This window comes from Wenzhouxiangella sp. XN79A (assembly GCF_012272825.1).
Lineage (GTDB): Bacteria > Pseudomonadota > Gammaproteobacteria > Xanthomonadales > Wenzhouxiangellaceae.
This window is the reverse complement of the sequence record NZ_JAAWWS010000142.1, coordinates 108,342-126,663: the sequence shown is the minus strand read 5'-3', so window position 1 is coordinate 126,663 and position 18,322 is coordinate 108,342. Positions and strand designations below refer to the sequence as shown.

Here is an 18,322-nt window from a genome sequence, read left to right as displayed (position 1 = left end):
GATTTTCCGACCGTCCGACGCGACGATTTCCTACAACAACGCGCGACATCTGCCCGACGCGCGCAGCCCCGCGCCCCGCCGATCATGCAGCTCCGGAACCCACGGAGCACACGCATGCCGAAGTCCACACAGGCCTTCACCCTGATCGAGCTGATGGCCGCGCTCGCGCTGCTGGCCATCCTCACCGGCCTGGCCGTGCCGGCCTTCACGCAACTGACCCAGAAACAGCGCATCGATTCGACCGCCAACGAACTCGTCGCCCACCTGAACCTGGCCCGGCTGCACGCCGTGACCCGGCGCGAAATCACCCTGATGTGCCCATCCGACGACCGCATCCGCTGCAGCGACGGCAATCGATGGGACGCCGGCTGGATCGTCTTCCGCGACCCGGACCGCAACCGTCGGATCGACGCCGAATCCGACCTGCTGCGGGTCGGCAACCCGGCCCGCGGCGTGACGGTCGACTCGGCCGGCCGCTTCCAGGTCCGCTACCGGCCCGACGGCACCGCCGGCGGCAGCAACCTGACCCTGAAGATCTGCGACCGCGTCGATCCCGAGCGGGCCCGGGCCGTGATCGTCTCCAACCCCGGCCGCCCGCGCGTCGCCGCCCTGCCGCGCCACCTGCGCTGCCCCGGCACCGGTTGAGGAAAAAACCGGGTTGCGCCTTGACGAAACCGGATTCCCGTAGGAAAATAGCGGGCTTCCATTCCCCGGTAGCTCAGCTGGTTAGAGCGGGTGACTGTTAATCACTAGGTCGTTGGTTCGAATCCGACCCGGGGAGCCAAATCCGAGAACGCCCCGCAGTCCGCTGCGGGGCGTTTTTTTGTTGCTCAGATTTCGAACCCGTCGGCGAAGATCCCTTCGGGGCCCAGCAGGGTCTGGTTGAAGAACCAGTCGAAGTTGGTGGCCGAGCCCATCTGCACCGTTGCTGCAGTGACGCGGCGGTGGCGGCCGGAGACGGTCGTGGTGCCCACCGAACAGAACGCGAAGCTCCCCCCGGTGACCTGGACGGTGATGTCGCAGCCGCTCTGCACGCCGCCGTAGACCAGCTGCAGCGTGTAGTCGTCGCCGGTGCCCTGGGTTTCATCGAGGCCTGAGGCCGCCAGCCGGATCATCGCCACGTCGCTGACGCCGAGCTGGCGCTGGTCCTCGTCGAAGAAGGCGCCCTGCTGCATCACGGCCTCGCTGTCGGGAAAGCCGAGCGCCGCTCCGACGGTCCGGTCCGCGTTGGCCGGGAAGGTGTCGCCGGCCGGCAGGTCGGCCAGGTCGATGAAGTAGTTCGACACATCGACCGGCTCGAACAGCACGAAGGGATTGTTGTCGGGGTTGAACCAGTGCAGGCTGATGTCGTCGCCGCGCAGGTCGTCGGCCGAGCCCTTGATGCCGTCGGCGCCGGGATCCAGGTCGAAGACGCCGTTGCTGCCCTGACCGGCCTTGGTGTAGTTGCGGTCTTCGTTGGGCAAGCCCGACTCGGTGGCCGCGTTCGGGTGCGCCAGGCCGATGCAGTGGCCGATTTCGTGGACCACGGTCGACTCGAAATCGATCTGCCCCGACGGGATGTCGTTGGCTCCGCCCAGGAACAGGTTCGGGCTGACCGGCGTGAGCTGGTTCCAGTTGAAGATCGCGTTCCGGACCGAGACTTCCATGTCGGCAATGGATTCGCTGGTCGGTGCGATGCAGACCGAGACATTCAAGGTTCCCCCGGTTCCGGTATAGCCGCTGGGGTGGGTGATCCGGTCGGGAAAGGTCCCGCTGGAAGAGATGTACGCCCCGGCCAGCGCCAGGCTGCTGGCGCCGATCAGGCCGGCTGCGGACAGGGCCTGGACCAGCGGCGCGGTCGGACCACGGCGGCTCATTGCTCAGCTCCCGGCGCCTGCGCGTTCATCAGTTCGAACAGGTCCAGCTCCAGGTCATGCAGGCGCTCGAGCCTCGGGTCGTCGAATCGCGCCGCCCAGGCCTCCAGCGACACCGCGGTGACCTGCTCGAGCGGGCCGCGCGCTTCATCGACGAGCGCGAAGCGCGAGAACTCGGGATCGGTCACGATCCACTCCTCGTTCGCCGCGCGCCGCTGGACGTCTTCATACAGGCGGCCTGTGTCGGTGTGAGCGGCGTCGAATGCATCGCGCAGCGCCTGGTAGCGAGACGGTGCCACCCGGAATTCGTGGCGACCCGACCAGGTCATGAACTCGGGACGTTCGACCACAAGCCTGCCGTCGGGGTGAAGTTCCACCCGCAGCGTGTTGTCCGCCTCGGCAATCAGCGTGTATTCGCGCTCGTAGACCAGCGTCTGGGCCGCAAGGCCCGATGAGAGCAGGAGCAGCGCTCCTGCCGGCAGCCATGGTTGCAGCTTCATGTTCGGCACCGGGTTGACCAGCCCCGAACATACACCTCGTCGATCAAGCCGGCAATGACGAGACGATGTCAGACCTCCGGCCGCAGGTACGGGAACAGCAGCACGTCACGGATCGAGGCCGAATCGGTGAACAGCATCACCAGCCGGTCGATGCCGATGCCCTCGCCGGCCGTCGGCGGCATGCCGTATTCCAGCGCGCGGATGTAGTCGGCGTCGAAGTGCATGGCTTCGGCGTCGCCGGCGTCCTTGGCCGCGACCTGGGCGCGGAAGCGCTCGGCCTGGTCTTCCGGGTCGTTGAGCTCGGAAAATCCGTTCGCGATCTCGCGGCCGGCGATGAACAGCTCGAAGCGGTCGGTGATCTCCGGGTCGTCGTCGTTGCGGCGCGACAGCGGCGAGACCTCGGTCGGGTAGCCGGTGATGAAGGTCGGCTGGACCAGGTTGGCCTCGACGCTCTTTTCGAAGATCTCCAGCAGCAGCTTGCCCCAGCCCCAGTCGTCCTCCACCGGAATGCCCAGCGCCTTGCAGCCGCCGAGCAGCACGGCGCGGTCGCGCAGGTCGGCGTCCGCCAGGTCCGGATTGAACTCGCGCACCGCCTCCTCGACCGACAGTCGCCGGAAGGCCGGGCCGAAGTCGATGTCCTCGCCCTGGTAATCCAGCTTGGCGCCATCGTAGCCGAGCTCTTCGGCCAGCGTTCGCAGCAGGGTCTCGGTCAGGTCCATCAGGTCGTTGTAGTCGGCGTAGGCCTGGTAGAACTCCAGCATCGTGAACTCGGGGTTGTGCCGGGTCGACACGCCCTCGTTGCGGAAGTTGCGGTTGATCTCGTAGACCCGTTCGAAGCCGCCGACGACCAGGCGCTTGAGGTGCAGCTCGGGCGCGACGCGCAGGTACAGGTCGATGTCCAGCGCGTTGTGATGGGTCTTGAACGGCCGTGCGGTCGCCCCGCCCGGCAGGTGGTGCATCATCGGCGTCTCGACCTCGAGAAAGCCGCGCGCCTCGAAAAAGGCGCGGATGCCGGAAATCAGCTTCGCGCGGACCTCGAAGGTGCGGCGCACGTCGGGGTTGGCGATCAGGTCGACGTAGCGCTGGCGATAACGGGTCTCCTGGTCGGTCAGCCCGTGCCATTTCTCCGGCAGCGGGCGCAGCGACTTGACCAGCAGCTGCAGCTCGCTGGCGTGGACGCTGAGCTCGCCGGTCTTCGTACGCATCAGCACGCCGGCGGCGCCGACGATATCGCCGACGTCCCATTGCTTGAAGGCCTGGTAGACGCCCTCCGGCAGGTCGTCGCGGCGCAGGTACAGCTGGATGCGCTGGCCCGAGCCGTCCTGGATGTGCACGAACGCCGCCTTGCCCATGATCCGCCGCGAGAGCATCCGCCCGGCCACCGACGCCGGTATCGGGTCCGACTCCAGCGTCTCCTGCGGATACGCCTCGGCATCGCCGTAGGCGGCCAGCAGCGCGTCGGCCCGGTGCGCCGGCCGGAAGGTATTCGGAAACGCCTGGCCCTGCTCGCGCAGGCCATCCAGCTTGGCCCGCCGCTCGGCGATCAGGCGGTTCTCGTCCACCGGCTCGTTGTTCGTGTTCTGGTCAGTCATGACGCGGAAGCTCTCTCTTCGGAACCGCAGATTACGCAGACTCCACGGATTGAAAAAGTCAAAACCCTGCAACAAGGCACGTGAGCGCCAACGATTTCGGTGAGCGGAACGATCCGCGAAGACCGTTCGGTTCTCGACGCGCTCTTGTCTGCGTTATCTGCGTAATCTGCCGTTTGTCGGTTTGTTTCTACTCCAACCCCGCTTTCAGCGAGGCGGCGACGAAGTCGTCGAGGTCGCCGTCGAGCACTTTCTGGGTGTCGGCGCGTTCGACGCCGGTGCGGAGGTCCTTGATGCGCGACTGGTCGAGGACGTAGTTGCGGATCTGGCTGCCCCAGCCGATGTCGGCCTTTTCTTCCTCGGCGGCCTGGGCCTTCTCGCGCTGTTTCTGCAGCTCCAGCTCGTAGAGCCTGGCGCGCAGCTGGCCCATCGCGCGGTCCTTGTTCTTGTGCTGCGAGCGGTCGGTCTGGCACTGCACGACGATGCCGCTGGGCTCGTGGGTGATGCGCACGGCCGATTCGGTCCGGTTGACGTGCTGGCCGCCGGCGCCGGAGGCGCGATAGACGTCGATTCTCAGGTCCGACGGGTCGATGTCGATCTCGATCGACTCGTCGATTTCCGGCGACACGAATACCGAAGCGAACGAGGTATGGCGGCGGTTGCCGGAGTCGAACGGCGACTTGCGCACGAGTCGATGCACGCCGGTCTCGGTGCGGCACCAGCCATAGGCAAAGTCGCCTTCGACGCGGATCGTCGCGCTCTTGATGCCGGCCACTTCACCGGCCGAGACTTCCAGCAGTTCGGCGCTCCAGCCGCGTGACTCGGCCCAGCGCAGGTACATCCGGAGCAGCATCTCGGCCCAGTCCTGGGCCTCGGTGCCACCGGAGCCGGCCTGGATGTCGATGAAGCACGGGCGCTCGTCCATTTCGCCGGAGAACATCCGCTGGAACTCGAGTTCCTCGATGCGCTTCTCCAGCGATTTCAGGTCGCTCTCGACGCTGGCCAGGGTGTCGGCGTCGTCTTCCTCGACGGCCATCTCCAGCAGCTCGCCGGTGTCGCGTACGCCCTCGAACACCGAACGTTGCAGGGTCACCGACTTGTCCAGCGCGGCACGTTCCTTGTTCAGGTCCTGGGCGCGCTCGGCGTCGTTCCAGACGCCGGGATCCTCGAGCTCGCGGTTGACCTCCTCGAGCTTTTCTACCTTGCCATCGTAGTCAAAGATACCCCCTGAGCGACTCGGCTCGTCGGGAGAGATCGTCCAGCAGGCTCTTCAGCGCGGTCTGTTCCATGGCGCGTTGGGTCTCGTCGGGTGCAAACCGCTCATTGTACCGCCTGGCATGCGGCGGGAATCGTCGTCGAGCGCTGTCGATCACTTGCGATGTCGGCGCGCGTTGCCGGGCATCGCCGCCGCAGTGCGCGTCAGCCCTCGCCTTCGACCCAGTGCTGGATGTTCAGCTGCGGGGTGACGCGGCCGCGCCAGCGGTTGATTTCCAGGCGGTAGGTCACGTGCAGCGGTTCGGGCAGGTCGCGGTGGCACCAGTCGCCGGCGCGGAAGGCGATGGCGTCCAGCGCCGGGCCGCCGTCGAAGGGTTCGAGCAGCATCTTGAGGTGGTCCTGGCCGACCACACGGCGCTCGAGCACGCGGAAATGGCCGTCGAACAGCGGCTCGTCCCAACCCTGGCCCCAGGGCCCGGCGTCGGACAGGGCCTCGGCGGTCTCGATGGTCAGCTCGCTGGCCGCAAGCGGACCGTCGGACAGCACGGCATCGGGCGGAAACGTCAACCGCGCGACGTGGGCGTCGAAGGCCTGGCGGAAGTCGGCGAAGCGATCGCTCTCCAGGCTCAGCCCGGCGGCTCGCGCATGGCCGCCGAAGCGGTCGACCAGGCCAGGCTGGCGGGCGTCGAGTTCGGCCAGCAGGTCGCGCATGTGCACGCCGGCCGGCGACCGGCACGACCCCTTCAGCTCGCTCGCCCCCGGCTCGGCCGGGGCGAACGCGATCACCGGGCGCTGCAGCTGTTCGCAGATCCTGGAGGCGACGAGTCCGACCACGCCGGGGTGCCAGTCCGGGTCGTACAGGCACAGTCCGCCGGGCTCGCCGTCGATGCCGGCGGCCAGCTCCGTCGCGAGCTGCTGCGCGGTCTCGACCATGTCGCTCTGCAGCTGCTGGCGGTCTCGATTGAAGCGGTCCAGTTCACCGGCCAGGGCCATGGCCTCGTCCGGGTCGTCGGTCAGCAGGCAGCGGATGCCGATCGAGATGTCATCGAGCCGGCCGGCCGCGTTCAGGCGCGGCCCGGCGATGAAGCCCAGGTCGCTGGCCGCGACATGGGCCAGGTTGCGCCCGGCCACTTCGAGCAGCGCGGCCACGCCCGCGCAGCACTGGCGGCGGCGGATCCGTTCCAGGCCCTGGCGGACCAGCCGGCGGTTGTTTTCGTCGAGCCGGACCAGGTCGGCCACGGTGCCCAGCGCGACCAGGTCGAGCAGGGAATCGAGGCGGAAGTCGGCCGCGCGACCGCGCCGACGCAGCTCGGCGCGCAGGCCGATCAGCACGTAGAACAGCACGCCGCAGCCGGCCAGGTGCGGCGACGGAAAGTCGTCGTCGGGCCGGTTGGGGTTGACGATCACATCGGCGGCCGGCAGCGTCGGGCCCGGCAGGTGGTGATCGGTGACGACCACGCGCACGCCGGCCTCGCGGACCTTCGCCACCCCTTCGATCGAGCTGATGCCGTGATCGACGGTGACCAGCACGTGCGGCTCCAGTGCGAGGCACTCCTCGGCCAGCTTCACGCTCAGGCCGTAGCCGTGGCGGATACGATCGGGCATGCGCCAGCAGACGTCGGCCGCGCCCAGCCCCTGCAGCCCGCGCACCGCGACCGCCGTGCCGGTCGCCCCGTCGGCGTCGAAGTCGCCGACCACCAGGATTCGGCGACCCTGCTCGATCGCGTCGGCCAGCAGCGCCGCGGCGGACCCGAGATCGGCCAGCGTCGGCGGCAGCATCGAGGCCAGCGCGTAGTCCGGTGGAGCGCTGCAGCCGCGCGCGGCCAGCACCCGCGCGGCGACCGGATCGAGACCGGGCAACGGTGCGGCGGCCGGCCGACGGCGAACGCGCACGCGGCGGATCACGACCCGAGACCCTCCGGCGGCGAGCGCCGCCACAGCGCCAGCGGCGCCCAGCGGCCGGCCTGTGCGGTCGAGCGGCTGCCGACCAGGGTCATCACATCGAGTCGGCCGGCCTTCAGCGCGGCCCAGGCCGGCGCCAGCAGCTGGTCGTCGAGCGCGGTCAGGTAGCCGGCGGCGTCATCGCCGAATTCGGCCTCGACCAGCGTCAGGCCGGGCTCGGGCCGCCAATCGGCCTGCAGGTCCGCCACCGACCGGCCCAGCCAGCCGGCCAGGCCGTCGTCGCCGGCCGAGCCCGGCGCCCGCAGCAGGCGCGCGACCGCCGCGTCCGGCGGCCCGGCCTGGGGCGCGAGTCCGGCACCCCAGAACCACAGGCCGTAGCCGCCGGGGCTGGGGTCGTCGAGCGCGCGGAACTGGTGGAAGACCATCTGGATTTCGTTGATCAGGCCATGCCAGCGGCCCGCGCCGTCGCCACGAGGCAGGATTTCATCGAGTCGGCGACCTCGGGCCTCGATCAGGTCGGTGAACTGGACGGCGCTGTGCTCATCGAGCCGGAGACGGCCCGGCTGTCCGGTCGCTGGCGCTCGCCAGTCCAGCCCGGCATGCGCGAAGGTCTCGGCCAGTGCCTCGTTCAGCGGCGCCATCGAGGGTGCGTCCCAGTCCAGCGGGGCCGGGCCACGCAACCACACGGCGGTGAGATCCGGCATCAGCGAAACAGGATCGGCGCGTAGCCAGCGCGAGCCGGGCGGCGGTTCATCGCCGGCCGCCAGCGCCGCACGCGGACCTGCTGCCGGCAACGTGTCGAAACCGAGCGACTCGGCCAGCGCGGCATCACCGCCGCCCGCGCGGATGCGGCCGCGGGTCAGGATCGATCGCAGGATCGGCGGACAGGCCAGCTCGCCATCGAGCACGGCGTCGAGCACCGGCAGCACGATGACCAGCGCCGTCCGGTGGTCGGACATCGTCGCCTCAGCGTCCGCGTTCGTAGCGGACTTCGACGATTTCGTAGACCCGCAGGCCGTTCGGCGTCTTGACCTCGACGGTCTCGCCTTCCTCGCGGCCGATCAGCGCCCGGGCCAGCGGCGCGGACACGGCCAGGCGGCGGTGCTCGATGCTCGACTCGAGGTCGCCGACGATCTGCCAGGTGATTTCCTCGGCGTCGTCGACGTCCTCCAGCAGCGTCACGTGGGCGCCGAACACCACCTTGCCCTCGACGTTCAGCTCGGCCACGTCGATGACCCGGGCGTGCGACAGCGAGCTTTCCAGCTCCTGGATCCGGCCCTCGATGAAGCCCTGCTGCTCGCGGGCGGCGTGGTATTCGGCGTTTTCCTTCAGGTCGCCGTGCGCGCGCGCCTCGGCGATCGCCTCGATGATCTTCGGGCGCTCGACCTTCTTCAGTCGGGCCAGTTCTTCACGCAGGCGCTCGGCGCCCTGCTTGGTCAGCGGTGTCTGCTGCGTCATGGAGAATCTCGGTTCGTTGAATGAAGTTCGGCGAGGGGCTTGACCTCTCGCTCCTGCCAGTGCTCGAGCGCCCGCAGCGTTGCACGGGCCCCGGCAATCGTCGTCGAATAGTTGACCTTCCGCTGCAGTGCTTCGCGGCGGATCGAGAAGGAGTCGGTGATCGCCTGACGGCCTTCGGTGGTGTTGACGATGTAGTCGATCTCGCGATTCTTGATCAGGTCGACGATGTGCGGCCGGCCCTGAATCACCTTGTTGATGTAATCACAGGGAACGTCGTTTTCAACCAGGAAGGCCCAGGTGCCCTCGGTGGCGACCAGCTCGAAGCCGCGCTCGACCAGCTCGCGGGCCACCGGGAGCAGGTCGTCCTTGTCGGCGTCGCGCACCGACAGGAACGCGCGGCCGGAGGCGGCCGCCTGGATGCCCACGCCCTGCTGACCACGGGCCACCGCGGCGCCGAAGGTTCGACCGACGCCCATGCACTCGCCGGTCGAGCGCATCTCCGGGCCGAGGATGGGATCGACGCCGGGGAACTTGATGAACGGGAACACCGGCTCCTTGATCGAGTAGAAACGGGTTTCGAGATCCTTGGTAATCCCCTGTTTCTCCAGGCTTTCACCCACCATGCAGTTGGCCGCGATCTTGGCCAGCGGCACGCCGGTGGCCTTCGACACGAACGGCACGGTGCGCGATGCGCGCGGGTTGACTTCGAGCACGAAGATCTCCTCGCCCTTGACCGCGAACTGCACGTTCATCAGGCCGATGACCTTCAGCGCCAGCGCCATCCGGCGGGTCTGCTCGGCGACCCCGGTGATGATCTCCTCCGACAGCGAGAACGGCGGCAGGCTGCACGAGGAGTCGCCGGAATGCACCCCGGCCTGCTCGATGTGCTCCATGATGCCGCCGATGATCACCCGCTCGCCGTCGCAGACCGCGTCCACATCGACTTCGATGGCGTGGTCGAGGAACCGGTCGAGCAGCACCGGCGAGTCGTTGGAGACGCTGACCGCCTCGCGCATGTAGCGCCTGAGCTCGTCGACGGAGTGGACGATGTCCATGGCCCGACCGCCGAGCACGTAGGATGGCCGAACGACCAGCGGGAAGCCGACCTCGGCGGCCAGCACGATGGCCTCGTCGGGGGTCCGCGCGGTGCGATTCGGCGGCTGCTTCAGGCCCAGCCGGTGGAGCAGGTCCTGGAACCGCTCGCGGTCTTCGGCCAGGTCGATCGAATCCGGGCTGGTCCCGATGATCGGCACACCGGCGGCCTCGAGCTCGCGGGCCAGTTTCAGCGGCGTCTGGCCGCCGAACTGGACGATCACACCCTCCGGCTTCTCGACGTCGATGATCGCCAGCACGTCCTCCAGCGTCAGCGGCTCGAAGTACAAGCGGTCGGAGGTGTCGTAGTCGGTCGAGACGGTCTCGGGGTTGCAGTTGACCATCAGGGTCTCGAAGCCGAGCTCGCGCATCGCCATCGCGGCGTGGACGCAGCAGTAGTCGAACTCGATGCCCTGGCCGATCCGGTTCGGTCCGCCGCCGAGCACCATGATCTTGCGCCGGTCGGTCGGCCGCGCCTCGCTCTGCTCTTCCCAGGTGCCGTACATGTAGGCCGTGGTGGTTTCGAACTCGGCCGCGCAGGTATCGACCCGCTTGTACACGCGGCGCACGTCCAGCGTCTGGCGCAGGTGGCGCAGGGCCTTTTCCGAGGTACCGAGCAGCTTCGCCAGCCGCGCATCGGCAAAGCCGTGGCGCTTGAGCTCGTGCAGGCGCGAAGCATCCAGGGCCTCGAAACCGGCCCGGACGACTTCGGCTTCGATCTCGATCAGCTCCAGGATCTGGTCGAGGAACCAGGGGTCGATCCGGGTCAGCCGCTGGACGGTGTCGAAGTCCATGCCGCGCCGGAATGCTTCGGCCACGTAGAGGATGCGCTCGGGGCCGGCTTCGCGCAGTTCGCGTCGCAGCAGCGTGTCGGCATCGATGTCCGGATGGGCTTCGAGCTCGATCGAATCGAAGCCGTCCAGGCCGATCTCCAGGCTGCGCAGCGCCTTGTGCACCGACTCCTTGAACGTGCGACCGATCGCCATCGCCTCGCCGACCGACTTCATCTGGGTGGTCAGCTTGCGGCTGGCGGCCGGGAACTTCTCGAACGCGAAGCGCGGAATCTTGGTGACGATATAGTCGATGCTCGGCTCGAACGAGGCCGGGGTCGCGCCGCCGGTGATCTCGTTTTCCAGCTCGTCGAGCGTATAGCCCACCGCCAGCTTGGCCGCGACCTTGGCGATCGGGAAGCCGGTGGCCTTGGAGGCCAGCGCCGAGGATCGCGACACCCGCGGATTCATTTCGATGACGATCATCCGCCCGTCATCGGGGTTGACGGCGAACTGGACGTTCGAGCCACCGGTCTCGACGCCGATCTTGCGCAGCACCGCGATCGAGGCATCGCGCATGCGCTGGTACTCGCGGTCGGTCAGGGTCTGGGCCGGCGCCACGGTGATCGAATCGCCGGTGTGGATGCCCATCGGATCGAGGTTCTCGATCGAGCAGATGATGATGCAGTTGTCGGCCTTGTCGCGGACGACTTCCATCTCGTATTCCTTCCAGCCCAGCACCGATTCTTCGAGCAGGACCTCGTTGGTCGGCGACAGCTCCAGCCCGTGCGAAACGATCTCGACGAACTCGTCGGCGTTGTAGGCGATGCCGCCGCCGGAGCCGCCCAGGGTGAACGACGGCCGGATGATGGTCGGGAAGCCGATCCGCTTCTGGATGTCCAGCGCCTCCTCCAGCGTGTGGGCAACCTCGGCCGTCGGCGTGTCCAGGCCGATCTCGGCCATCGCGGTCTTGAACTGGTCGCGGTCCTCGGCCATGTCGATGGCCTGCTTCGAGGCGCCGATCAGCTCGACCCCGAACTCGTCCAGCACGCCTTCCCTGACCAGGTCCAGCGCGCAGTTCAGCGCGGTCTGCCCGCCCATGGTCGGCAGCAGCGCGTCGGGCCGCTCCTTGCGGATCACCTCGCGCACGTATTCCCACTTGACCGGCTCGATGTAGACCGCGTCGGCGGTCTCCGGGTCGGTCATGATCGTGGCCGGATTCGAGTTGACCAGGATCACCCGGTAGCCTTCGCTCCGCAGCGCCTTGACCGCCTGCACGCCCGAATAATCGAACTCGCAGGCCTGTCCGATCACGATCGGCCCGGCGCCGATGATGAGAATGGATTGGATGTCGTTGCGTTTAGGCATGGCTTTGCAGCTCAGGGTTCAGGGGCGAGGGGCGAGGGACGAGGGGCGAGTGACAAGCGGCGCATCGGCGGCCGACACATCTCGTACGTAGCCTCGCAATTTGGTTTCGATCGCTCGCAGCATCCGGCCGATTTCATCGAGCTCGGACAGCAGGTTCGAGGCGTGTGCGTTGTTCAGATATCCAATTCTGGCCGCGATCTCGACCTGGGTCTCGAGTTCCGCCAGCGAGCCGATGGCGATCGATACGAACCGTGCGTAGTCCTTGGTGGAACGACGCGCGTTTCCTTCGGCAATGTTCGACGGAATGGACACCGCGGTTCTTCTCATTTGCTGCGTCAGCGAAAACCGTTCACTGTCCGGAAATGTGCTTGACAACGCATACAGTTCTTCGACCACGCCCATGGCGCGCTGCCAGACAGTGAGTTCGCGATAGCTCCGAAGCTGCATCACTCGTCCCTCTCCCCTAACCCCTCGCCCCTCGTTCGTCGCCCATCATCGCGACGAACGCGTCGAACAGCGGCCTCAGGTCATGGGGGCCGGGGCTGGCTTCGGGGTGGCCCTGGAAGCCCATGGCGGGGGCGTCGGTCAGGCGGATGCCCTGGAGGCTGCCGTCGAACAGCGAGCGATGGGTGGCCTCGACGTGGGCCGGCAGGCTGGCCTCGTCGACGGCGAAGCCGTGGTTCTGGGAGGTGATCATCACCTGCCCGGTGGCCAGGTCCTGGACCGGGTGGTTGGCACCGTGGTGGCCGAACTTCATCTTCAGGGTCCGTGCGCCGGCGGCCAGCGCCAGCAACTGGTGGCCGAGGCAGATGCCGAAGGTCGGGATCCGCTTCTCGACCAGCGTTCCGATGGCCTCGATGGCATAGCTGCACGGCTCGGGGTCGCCGGGTCCGTTGGACAGCATGATGCCGTCGGGCGCCAGCGCCAGCACCTTCTCGGCCGGGGTCGTGGCCGGCACCACGGTCACGCGGCAGCCGGCGTCGACCAGCAGCCGAAGGATGTTGTACTTGGCGCCGAAGTCGTAGCAGACCACGTGCGGCCGGGCCCCGTGCTCCACCGGCGTTCGCGACTCGATGGCCGGCGAGCCCTCGGTCCAGGCATGCGGCTCGGCACAGCTGTTCTCGCGCGCCAGGTCCTGGCCGGTCATCGGCGGACAGGCCCGCGCGGCCTCCAGGGCTTCGGCCGGATCGACCGTCTCACCGGTCAGGATGCAGCCGTTCTGGGCGCCCTTCTCGCGCAGCAGCGCGGTCAACGCGCGGGTGTCGATGCCGGCGATCGCGACCACGTTCTGCTCGACCAGCCAGTCCGGCAGCGTCTGCGTGGCCCGCCAGGAGCTGGCCCGGCGCGGGCAGTCGCGCACGATCAGTCCGGCCGCCCGGCCGCGATCGGACTCGTTGTCCTCGGGATTGCAGCCGGTGTTGCCGATGTGCGGCATGGTCAGCGTGACCAGCTGACCGGCGTAGCTGGGGTCGGTCAGGATTTCCTGGTAGCCGGACATGGCGGTGTTGAAGACCACTTCGCCGACCGCCTTGCCGGGCGCGCCGAAGCCCATGCCGGAAAACAGCGTGCCGTCTTCCAGCGCCAGTACTGCCTTGAGATTGGACAAATCGTGCCTCCGGATTTGCGAAGCGGCGCTCGGAGGGTCCGGGGGACCGGGTCCGGAAACGCCGCTCGTCGAAGGGTCGTCGTGCGACCGGTTCGAGCGGGCATTGTACGCCAGTCGCGCGGGTCGAGGGCCGCAAGCTGCGCCCCTCGGTCGCCGACCACTCAGCGGTCGGCCAGCACGTCGTCGAGCCCGTACAGCCCGGCCGGACGACCGACCAGCCAGGCCGCTGCGCGCAGCGCGCCGCGTGCGAACAGGCTGCGGTCGGTCGCGCGGTGGACCAGCACCAGCCGCTCACCGTCGCCGAGGAAATGCACCTCGTGCTCGCCGACCACGTCGCCGCCGCGCAGCGACTGCACGCCGATCCGGTCGCGGTCGCGCGCGCCCCCGGCATGGCCGTCGCTGTGCAGCGCGTGGGCCGGGTCGAGGCCGCGCCCTTCGGCCGCGGCACGGGCCAGGCTCAGCGCGGTGCCCGAGGGCGCGTCGATCTTTTCGCGATGGTGGGTCTCGACCAGCTCGATGTCGAACGCCGGCCCGAGCCGGTGGGCGGCGTCGCGGACCAGCTGCCGAAGCAGGTGGACGCCGATCGCGAAGTTCGCCGCCCGGCACACCGGCACGGTCTCGGCGGCCCGGCCGAGCGCGGCGGAGGCCGCGTCGTCGAGTCCGGTGGTGCCGGTGACGACCGGAATGCGATGGCGACAGGCCAGCGCCAGCGCGTCGACGAGCGCGGCGGGCCTGGAGAAATCGATCAGCACATCGGCGCCGGCCGGTTCGGCCAGCGGGTGGTCGCGCGAACCGCGCCCGACGAGCTCGAGCGCGGCATCGGTTTCGGCCAGCGCCTCGATCAGGCGCCCGACCTTGCCGGTGGCGCCATTGAGAAGAATCTTCACGGGATCCGGGCTCCGATCAGCGTCCCGGCAGTATAGCGGCCGGACGACGCTCGTCCGGCCCGTGCGGCCGCTCCGATGACCGGTCTCAGAAGCCCATCCGGTCGAAGAAGGTCTTGACCGAGTCGGTCCAGTTGCGCGACTTCGGGCTGTGGTCGGCGCTCTGCGCGCCGGTCAGGGTCTCGTCGAAGCGCTTGAGCAGGTCCTTCTGTTCGCGGGTCAGGTTGACCGGCGTTTCGACCAGCACCCGGACCAGCAGGTCGCCGGTGCGCGAACTGCGCACGGACTTCACGCCCTTGCCCTTCAGCCGGAAGGTCCGCCCGGTCTGGGTCTCGGCCGGGATCTTGAGCATGACCGAGCCGTCGAGCGTCGGCACCTTGATCTGGCCGCCGAGCATCGCGGTGGTCACCGGAATCGGGATTTCCGCCTGCAGGCGATCGCCGTCGCGCTCGAACAGTGGATGTTCGCGAACGTGGATGTCGACGTACAGGTCGCCGGCCGCGCCGCCCTGCAGCCCGGCACCGCCTTCGCCGGACAGCCGGATCCGGTCGCCCTCGTCGACGCCCGGCGGTACCTTGACCTGCAGCGTGCGGGTTTCACGCACCTGGCCGGTGCCGTCGCAACCGGTGCACGGATCGCTGACTTCGCGGCCGCTGCCGCCGCAGTTCGGACAGGTCTGCTGGACCGAGAAGATGCCCTGCTGCATGCGCACCTGGCCGGCCCCGCCGCAGGTGGTACAGACCTTCATCTGACCGCTCCGGGAGCCCGATCCGCTGCACTCGGAACACTTGCCGATGCCCGGCACCCGGATCTCGCGGGTCACGCCCTGGACGGCTTCCTCGAGATCGAGCTCCAGGGTGTAGCGCAGGTCGTGGCCGCGTCGCGACCGGCTCTGCGCGCCGCCGCGCCGGCGACCGCCGCCGAAGATGTCGCCGAAGATATCGCCGAAAATGTCGTTGAGATCGCCGAATCCGGCCGCGCCCGGACCGCCGCCGAATCCGCCCGGCCCCTGCCCGTTGATGGCATCGTGGCCGAACTGGTCGTAGGCGGCGCGCTTCTTCGGGTCCTTCAGGACCTCGTAGGCGAGCTTGGCTTCCTTGAACTTGTCCTGCGCGCTGTCGTCATCCGGATTGCGATCCGGGTGGTACTTCATCGCGAGCCGGCGATAGGCCTTCTTCAGTTCGTCGTCGCTGGCGCCGCGCTGCACGCCCAGCACTTCGTAGAGATCGCGTTGGCTCATCGATTGCTCCGTTCCCTGCCCGTCGTTGATTCGGCATTCCGCTCGGACGAACGCCGCCGGTACGGGCCGGCGGCGTCAGGCGGCGGTCCTGCGCCCGGGCACTGGCCCGGGGCAGGGATCACTTCTTGTCGTTGTCGTCGTCGACCTCGGTGAACTCGGCGTCGACCACGTCGTCGGCGGTTTCCTCGGCCGATTCGGGTGTCGCGCTCGATGCCTCGGCGTCGCCCTGGTCGGCCTGGGCGGCCGCCTGGTAGAGCGCCGTGGCGGCCTGCTGCAGTTCGTTGACGGCCGCGTCGATCGCGTCCTTGTCGTCGCCCTTGATCGCTTCCTCGACCCGGGCCAGCGCGTCCTCGATCGGCTTCTTCGCCGCCTCGTCGAGCTGCTCGCCCTGCTCGGTCAGCATCGAACGGGTCGAATGGACCAGCGCATCGGCGTTGTTGCGCGCCGTGACCAGCTCATGGAAGCGCTTGTCTTCCTCGCGGTGCGCCTCGGCGTCGGACACCATCTTCTCGATCTCCTCCTCGCTGAGACCCGAGCCGGCCTTGATCTCGATGCGCTGCTCCTTGCCGGTTTCCTTGTCCTTGGCCGACACGTGCAGGATGCCGTTGGCGTCGATGTCGAAGGTGACTTCGATCTGCGGCATGCCGCGCTGCTTCGGCGGAATACCGGCCAGGTCGAAGCGGGCCAGCGACTTGTTGGCCGCGGCCTGTTCGCGCTCGCCCTGCAGCACGTGCACGGTGACTGCGCTCTGGTTGTCTTCGGCGGTCGAGAAGATCTGCGAGGCCTTGGTCGGGATCGTGGTGTTCTTCTCGATCAGCTTGGTGAACACACCGCCGAGCGTCTCGATGCCCAGCGACAGCGGCGTCACGTCGAGCAGCAGCACGTCCTTGACGTCGCCCTGGAGCACGCCGCCCTGGATCGCGGCACCGACGGCCACGGCTTCGTCGGGATTGACGTCCCGACGCGGTTCGCGGCCGAAGAACTCCTGCACCGCCTTCTGGACCATCGGCATGCGGGTCTGGCCACCGACCAGGATGACTTCGTCGACGTCGCCGATCTTCAGGCCGGCGTCGTTCAGCGCGGTGCGGCACGGCTCGATCGAGCGCTTGACCAGCTCCTCGACCAGCGACTCCAGCTTGGCCCGGGTGACCTTGATGTTCAGGTGCTTCGGACCCGAGGCATCGGCCGTGATGTACGGCAGGTTGACCTCGGTCTGCTGGCTGGACGACAGCTCGATCTTGGCTCGCTCGGCGGCTTCCTTCAGGCGCTGCAGGGCCAGCGGATCGGCCTTGAGATCGACGCCCTGGTCCTTCTTGAACTCGGCGATCAGATAGTCGAGCAGGCGGGTGTCGAAGTCCTCGCCGCCGAGGAAGGTATCGCCGTTGGTGGCCAGCACTTCGAACTGCTTCTCGCCGTCGACGTCGGCGATTTCGATGATCGACACGTCGAAGGTCCCGCCGCCGAGGTCATAGACCGCGACCGTGCGGTCCTTGCCTTCCTTGTCCAGGCCGTAGGCCAGCGCGGCGGCGGTCGGCTCGTTGATGATCCGGCGCACGTTCAGGCCGGCGATCTTGCCGGCATCCTTGGTCGCCTGGCGCTGAGAATCGTTGAAGTAGGCCGGCACAGTGATGACCGCTTCGGTCACCGGCTCGCCCAGGTAGTCCTCGGCGGTCTTCTTCATCTTCATCAGGACGCGCGCGGAGATTTCCGGCGGCGCCATCTTCTTGCCGTCGACCTCGACCCACGCATCACCGTTGTCGGCCTCGACGATCCTGTAACTGACCAGGTCCTTGTCCTTCTGGACGACCTTTTCGTTGAACTTGCGCCCGATCAGGCGCTTGACCGCGTACAGCGTGCGCTCGGGATTGGTGACGGCCTGGCGCTTGGCCGGCTGCCCGACCAGCACCTCGTCGTCCTTGGTGAACGCCACGATCGACGGCGTGGTGCGATCGCCTTCGGCGTTCTCGATGACGCGCGTCTTGCCGCCTTCCATCACGGCCACGCACGAATTCGTGGTTCCCAGGTCGATTCCGATGATCTTGCTCATTTCGTGTGTATCCCGTTGATTCGAGTTCGGTTCGATGCGAGGCGACTCCCCCGCGTGCTGCTTTGGTGAATGGGGCCCGATGCGGTCGATTTCAAACCGTTCGGATCCCTTTCCGACGATCCGGTCAGGGCGCTCTGGCCACCACCACGCGTGCCGGACGAAGCAGGCGTCCGTGCAGTGCATACCCGGTCTGCAGCACCTGCAGCACGGTGTCGGGCTCGACCTCGTCGGTCGCTGCCGCGGTCATCGCTTCGTGCCAGTTGGCGTCGAACGGGCGACCCTCCGGGTGGAGCGTTTCCAGCCCGTGCGATTCGAGCACTTTCAGCGCCAGCCTGCGGGTCAGCACCAGCCCTTCCTGAGCGATCTCTCCGTCCTCGCCGCCGGAGGCCGCCAGCGCCTGGTCGAGGGAATCGAGCACCTGGATGAAATCGCGCATCAGCCGCTCCAGCGCGAACTTCCGCGTCTTTTCCATCTCGCGCTCGAGACGACGTTCGTGGTTGACCATCTCGGCCTGGGTCCGGGCCAGCGCGTCGGTCAGGCGCTGGACTTCGGTCTCCAGCCCTTCGGGCCGGGCGTCGGCTTCGGCGCCGGCCGCTTCGTGCCGAACGGGCTCTGCGTGGCCCTGCTCGGTCGCCTCGGCTTCGCTGGCCTCGCTGGCCTTGCGGGGTTCGTCGGTCGGTTCCCGGCTCGGTCGATCGTGTTCGCTCATCGGCGTGGACTCCATTGTCAGCTCGGTGGGCATCGTCTGATTCGACGCAACATGGGGCCCGGCCGCGGCGAATCCAACCGATACAATAG

15 protein-coding genes and 1 tRNA gene are annotated in these 18,322 nt (G+C 68.0%); 2 read left to right on the top strand and 14 right to left on the bottom strand.

Annotated elements, in window-relative coordinates; genetic code table 11:
• Positions 1-114 precede the first annotated feature (114 nt).
• On the top strand, positions 115-645 hold the full coding sequence (locus HFP89_RS06590) for a GspH/FimT family protein (RefSeq protein ID WP_168716854.1): 531 nt from the start codon (positions 115-117) through the stop codon (positions 643-645).
• 62 nt (positions 646-707) lie between these two features.
• Positions 708-784, top strand: a tRNA-Asn gene (locus HFP89_RS06585).
• 46 nt (positions 785-830) lie between these two features.
• On the opposite strand, the gene HFP89_RS06580 is transcribed toward HFP89_RS06585, so the two are convergent.
• From HFP89_RS06580 to HFP89_RS06515, 14 genes are all read right to left on the bottom strand, one after another.
• A complete protein-coding gene (locus tag HFP89_RS06580) occupies positions 831-1,856 on the bottom strand; it encodes a hypothetical protein (RefSeq protein WP_168716853.1) in 1,026 nt (341 codons plus the stop codon).
• Positions 1,853-2,353: a hypothetical protein gene (locus HFP89_RS06575; RefSeq protein WP_168716852.1), complete on the bottom strand. Its 501-nt coding sequence runs from the start codon at positions 2,351-2,353 to the stop codon at positions 1,853-1,855. Before HFP89_RS06575 ends, HFP89_RS06580 begins: the two co-directional genes overlap by 4 nt.
• Before the next feature lie 68 nt (positions 2,354-2,421).
• A complete protein-coding gene (gene lysS / locus HFP89_RS06570; RefSeq protein WP_168716851.1) occupies positions 2,422-3,945 on the bottom strand; it encodes a lysine--tRNA ligase in 1,524 nt (507 codons plus the stop codon).
• A 187-nt stretch (positions 3,946-4,132) separates the two neighbouring features.
• Positions 4,133-5,231 (bottom strand): peptide chain release factor 2 gene (prfB, locus tag HFP89_RS06565; RefSeq protein WP_168716850.1). Its coding sequence is split into 2 segments (ribosomal slippage): positions 4,133-5,158 and positions 5,160-5,231, totalling 1,098 coding nucleotides; the frame shifts between segments, so codons are not numbered across the junction.
• 130 nt (positions 5,232-5,361) lie between these two features.
• Positions 5,362-7,062, bottom strand: a complete 1,701-nt coding sequence (gene recJ, locus HFP89_RS06560) for a single-stranded-DNA-specific exonuclease RecJ (protein ID WP_168716849.1) — start codon at positions 7,060-7,062, stop codon at positions 5,362-5,364.
• The gene (locus HFP89_RS06555; protein WP_168716848.1) at positions 7,059-8,018 is read right to left on the bottom strand and encodes a hypothetical protein; all 960 of its coding nucleotides are present in this window, start codon (positions 8,016-8,018) and stop codon (positions 7,059-7,061) included. Before HFP89_RS06555 ends, recJ begins: the two co-directional genes overlap by 4 nt.
• Positions 8,019-8,025: 7 nt before the next feature.
• Entirely contained in the window at positions 8,026-8,517 is a 492-nt protein-coding gene (gene greA / locus HFP89_RS06550) for a transcription elongation factor GreA (RefSeq protein ID WP_168716847.1), read from the bottom strand.
• Complete coding sequence (carB, locus tag HFP89_RS06545) at positions 8,514-11,747, bottom strand: carbamoyl-phosphate synthase large subunit (protein ID WP_168716846.1); 3,234 nt, start codon at positions 11,745-11,747, stop codon at positions 8,514-8,516. Before carB ends, greA begins: the two co-directional genes overlap by 4 nt.
• A gap of 18 nt (positions 11,748-11,765) precedes the next feature.
• Complete coding sequence (locus HFP89_RS06540; protein ID WP_168716845.1) at positions 11,766-12,194, bottom strand: four helix bundle protein; 429 nt, start codon at positions 12,192-12,194, stop codon at positions 11,766-11,768.
• Positions 12,195-12,210: 16 nt separating this feature from the next.
• Positions 12,211-13,353, bottom strand: a complete 1,143-nt coding sequence (gene carA / locus HFP89_RS06535; protein WP_168716844.1) for a glutamine-hydrolyzing carbamoyl-phosphate synthase small subunit — start codon at positions 13,351-13,353, stop codon at positions 12,211-12,213.
• Between the two features lie 161 nt (positions 13,354-13,514).
• Positions 13,515-14,240 (bottom strand): 4-hydroxy-tetrahydrodipicolinate reductase, encoded by a 726-nt coding sequence (gene dapB / locus HFP89_RS06530; protein WP_168716843.1) that lies wholly within the window; start codon positions 14,238-14,240, stop codon positions 13,515-13,517.
• Positions 14,241-14,325: 85 nt separating this feature from the next.
• Complete coding sequence (gene dnaJ / locus HFP89_RS06525; protein WP_168716842.1) at positions 14,326-15,477, bottom strand: molecular chaperone DnaJ; 1,152 nt, start codon at positions 15,475-15,477, stop codon at positions 14,326-14,328.
• Between the two features lie 118 nt (positions 15,478-15,595).
• Entirely contained in the window at positions 15,596-17,707 is a 2,112-nt protein-coding gene (dnaK, locus tag HFP89_RS06520) for a molecular chaperone DnaK (protein WP_168716841.1), read from the bottom strand.
• Positions 17,649-18,233: a nucleotide exchange factor GrpE gene (locus HFP89_RS06515; RefSeq protein ID WP_168716840.1), complete on the bottom strand. Its 585-nt coding sequence runs from the start codon at positions 18,231-18,233 to the stop codon at positions 17,649-17,651. The genes dnaK and HFP89_RS06515 overlap by 59 nt, the downstream gene beginning before the upstream one ends.
• Positions 18,234-18,322 lie beyond the last annotated feature (89 nt).

What these genes read in the sequence shown, in the direction of transcription:
- HFP89_RS06555 (WP_168716848.1), bottom strand. Translation starts at nt 8,018, where the DNA reads ATGTCCGACCACCGGACGGCGCTGGTCATCGTGCTGCCGGTGCTCGAC.
- HFP89_RS06540 (WP_168716845.1), bottom strand. Translation starts at nt 12,194, where the DNA reads ATGCAGCTTCGGAGCTATCGCGAACTCACTGTCTGGCAGCGCGCCATG.
- carB (WP_168716846.1), bottom strand. Translation starts at nt 11,747, where the DNA reads ATGCCTAAACGCAACGACATCCAATCCATTCTCATCATCGGCGCCGGG.
- greA (WP_168716847.1), bottom strand. Translation starts at nt 8,517, where the DNA reads ATGACGCAGCAGACACCGCTGACCAAGCAGGGCGCCGAGCGCCTGCGT.
- dnaK (WP_168716841.1), bottom strand. Translation starts at nt 17,707, where the DNA reads ATGCACTGCACGGACGCCTGCTTCGTCCGGCACGCGTGGTGGTGGCCA.
- HFP89_RS06580 (WP_168716853.1), bottom strand. Translation starts at nt 1,856, where the DNA reads ATGAGCCGCCGTGGTCCGACCGCGCCGCTGGTCCAGGCCCTGTCCGCA.
- dnaJ (WP_168716842.1), bottom strand. Translation starts at nt 15,477, where the DNA reads ATGAGCCAACGCGATCTCTACGAAGTGCTGGGCGTGCAGCGCGGCGCC.
- HFP89_RS06575 (WP_168716852.1), bottom strand. Translation starts at nt 2,353, where the DNA reads ATGAAGCTGCAACCATGGCTGCCGGCAGGAGCGCTGCTCCTGCTCTCA.
- HFP89_RS06590 (WP_168716854.1), top strand. Translation starts at nt 115, where the DNA reads ATGCCGAAGTCCACACAGGCCTTCACCCTGATCGAGCTGATGGCCGCG.
- HFP89_RS06515 (WP_168716840.1), bottom strand. Translation starts at nt 18,233, where the DNA reads ATGAGCGAACACGATCGACCGAGCCGGGAACCGACCGACGAACCCCGC.
- lysS (WP_168716851.1), bottom strand. Translation starts at nt 3,945, where the DNA reads ATGACTGACCAGAACACGAACAACGAGCCGGTGGACGAGAACCGCCTG.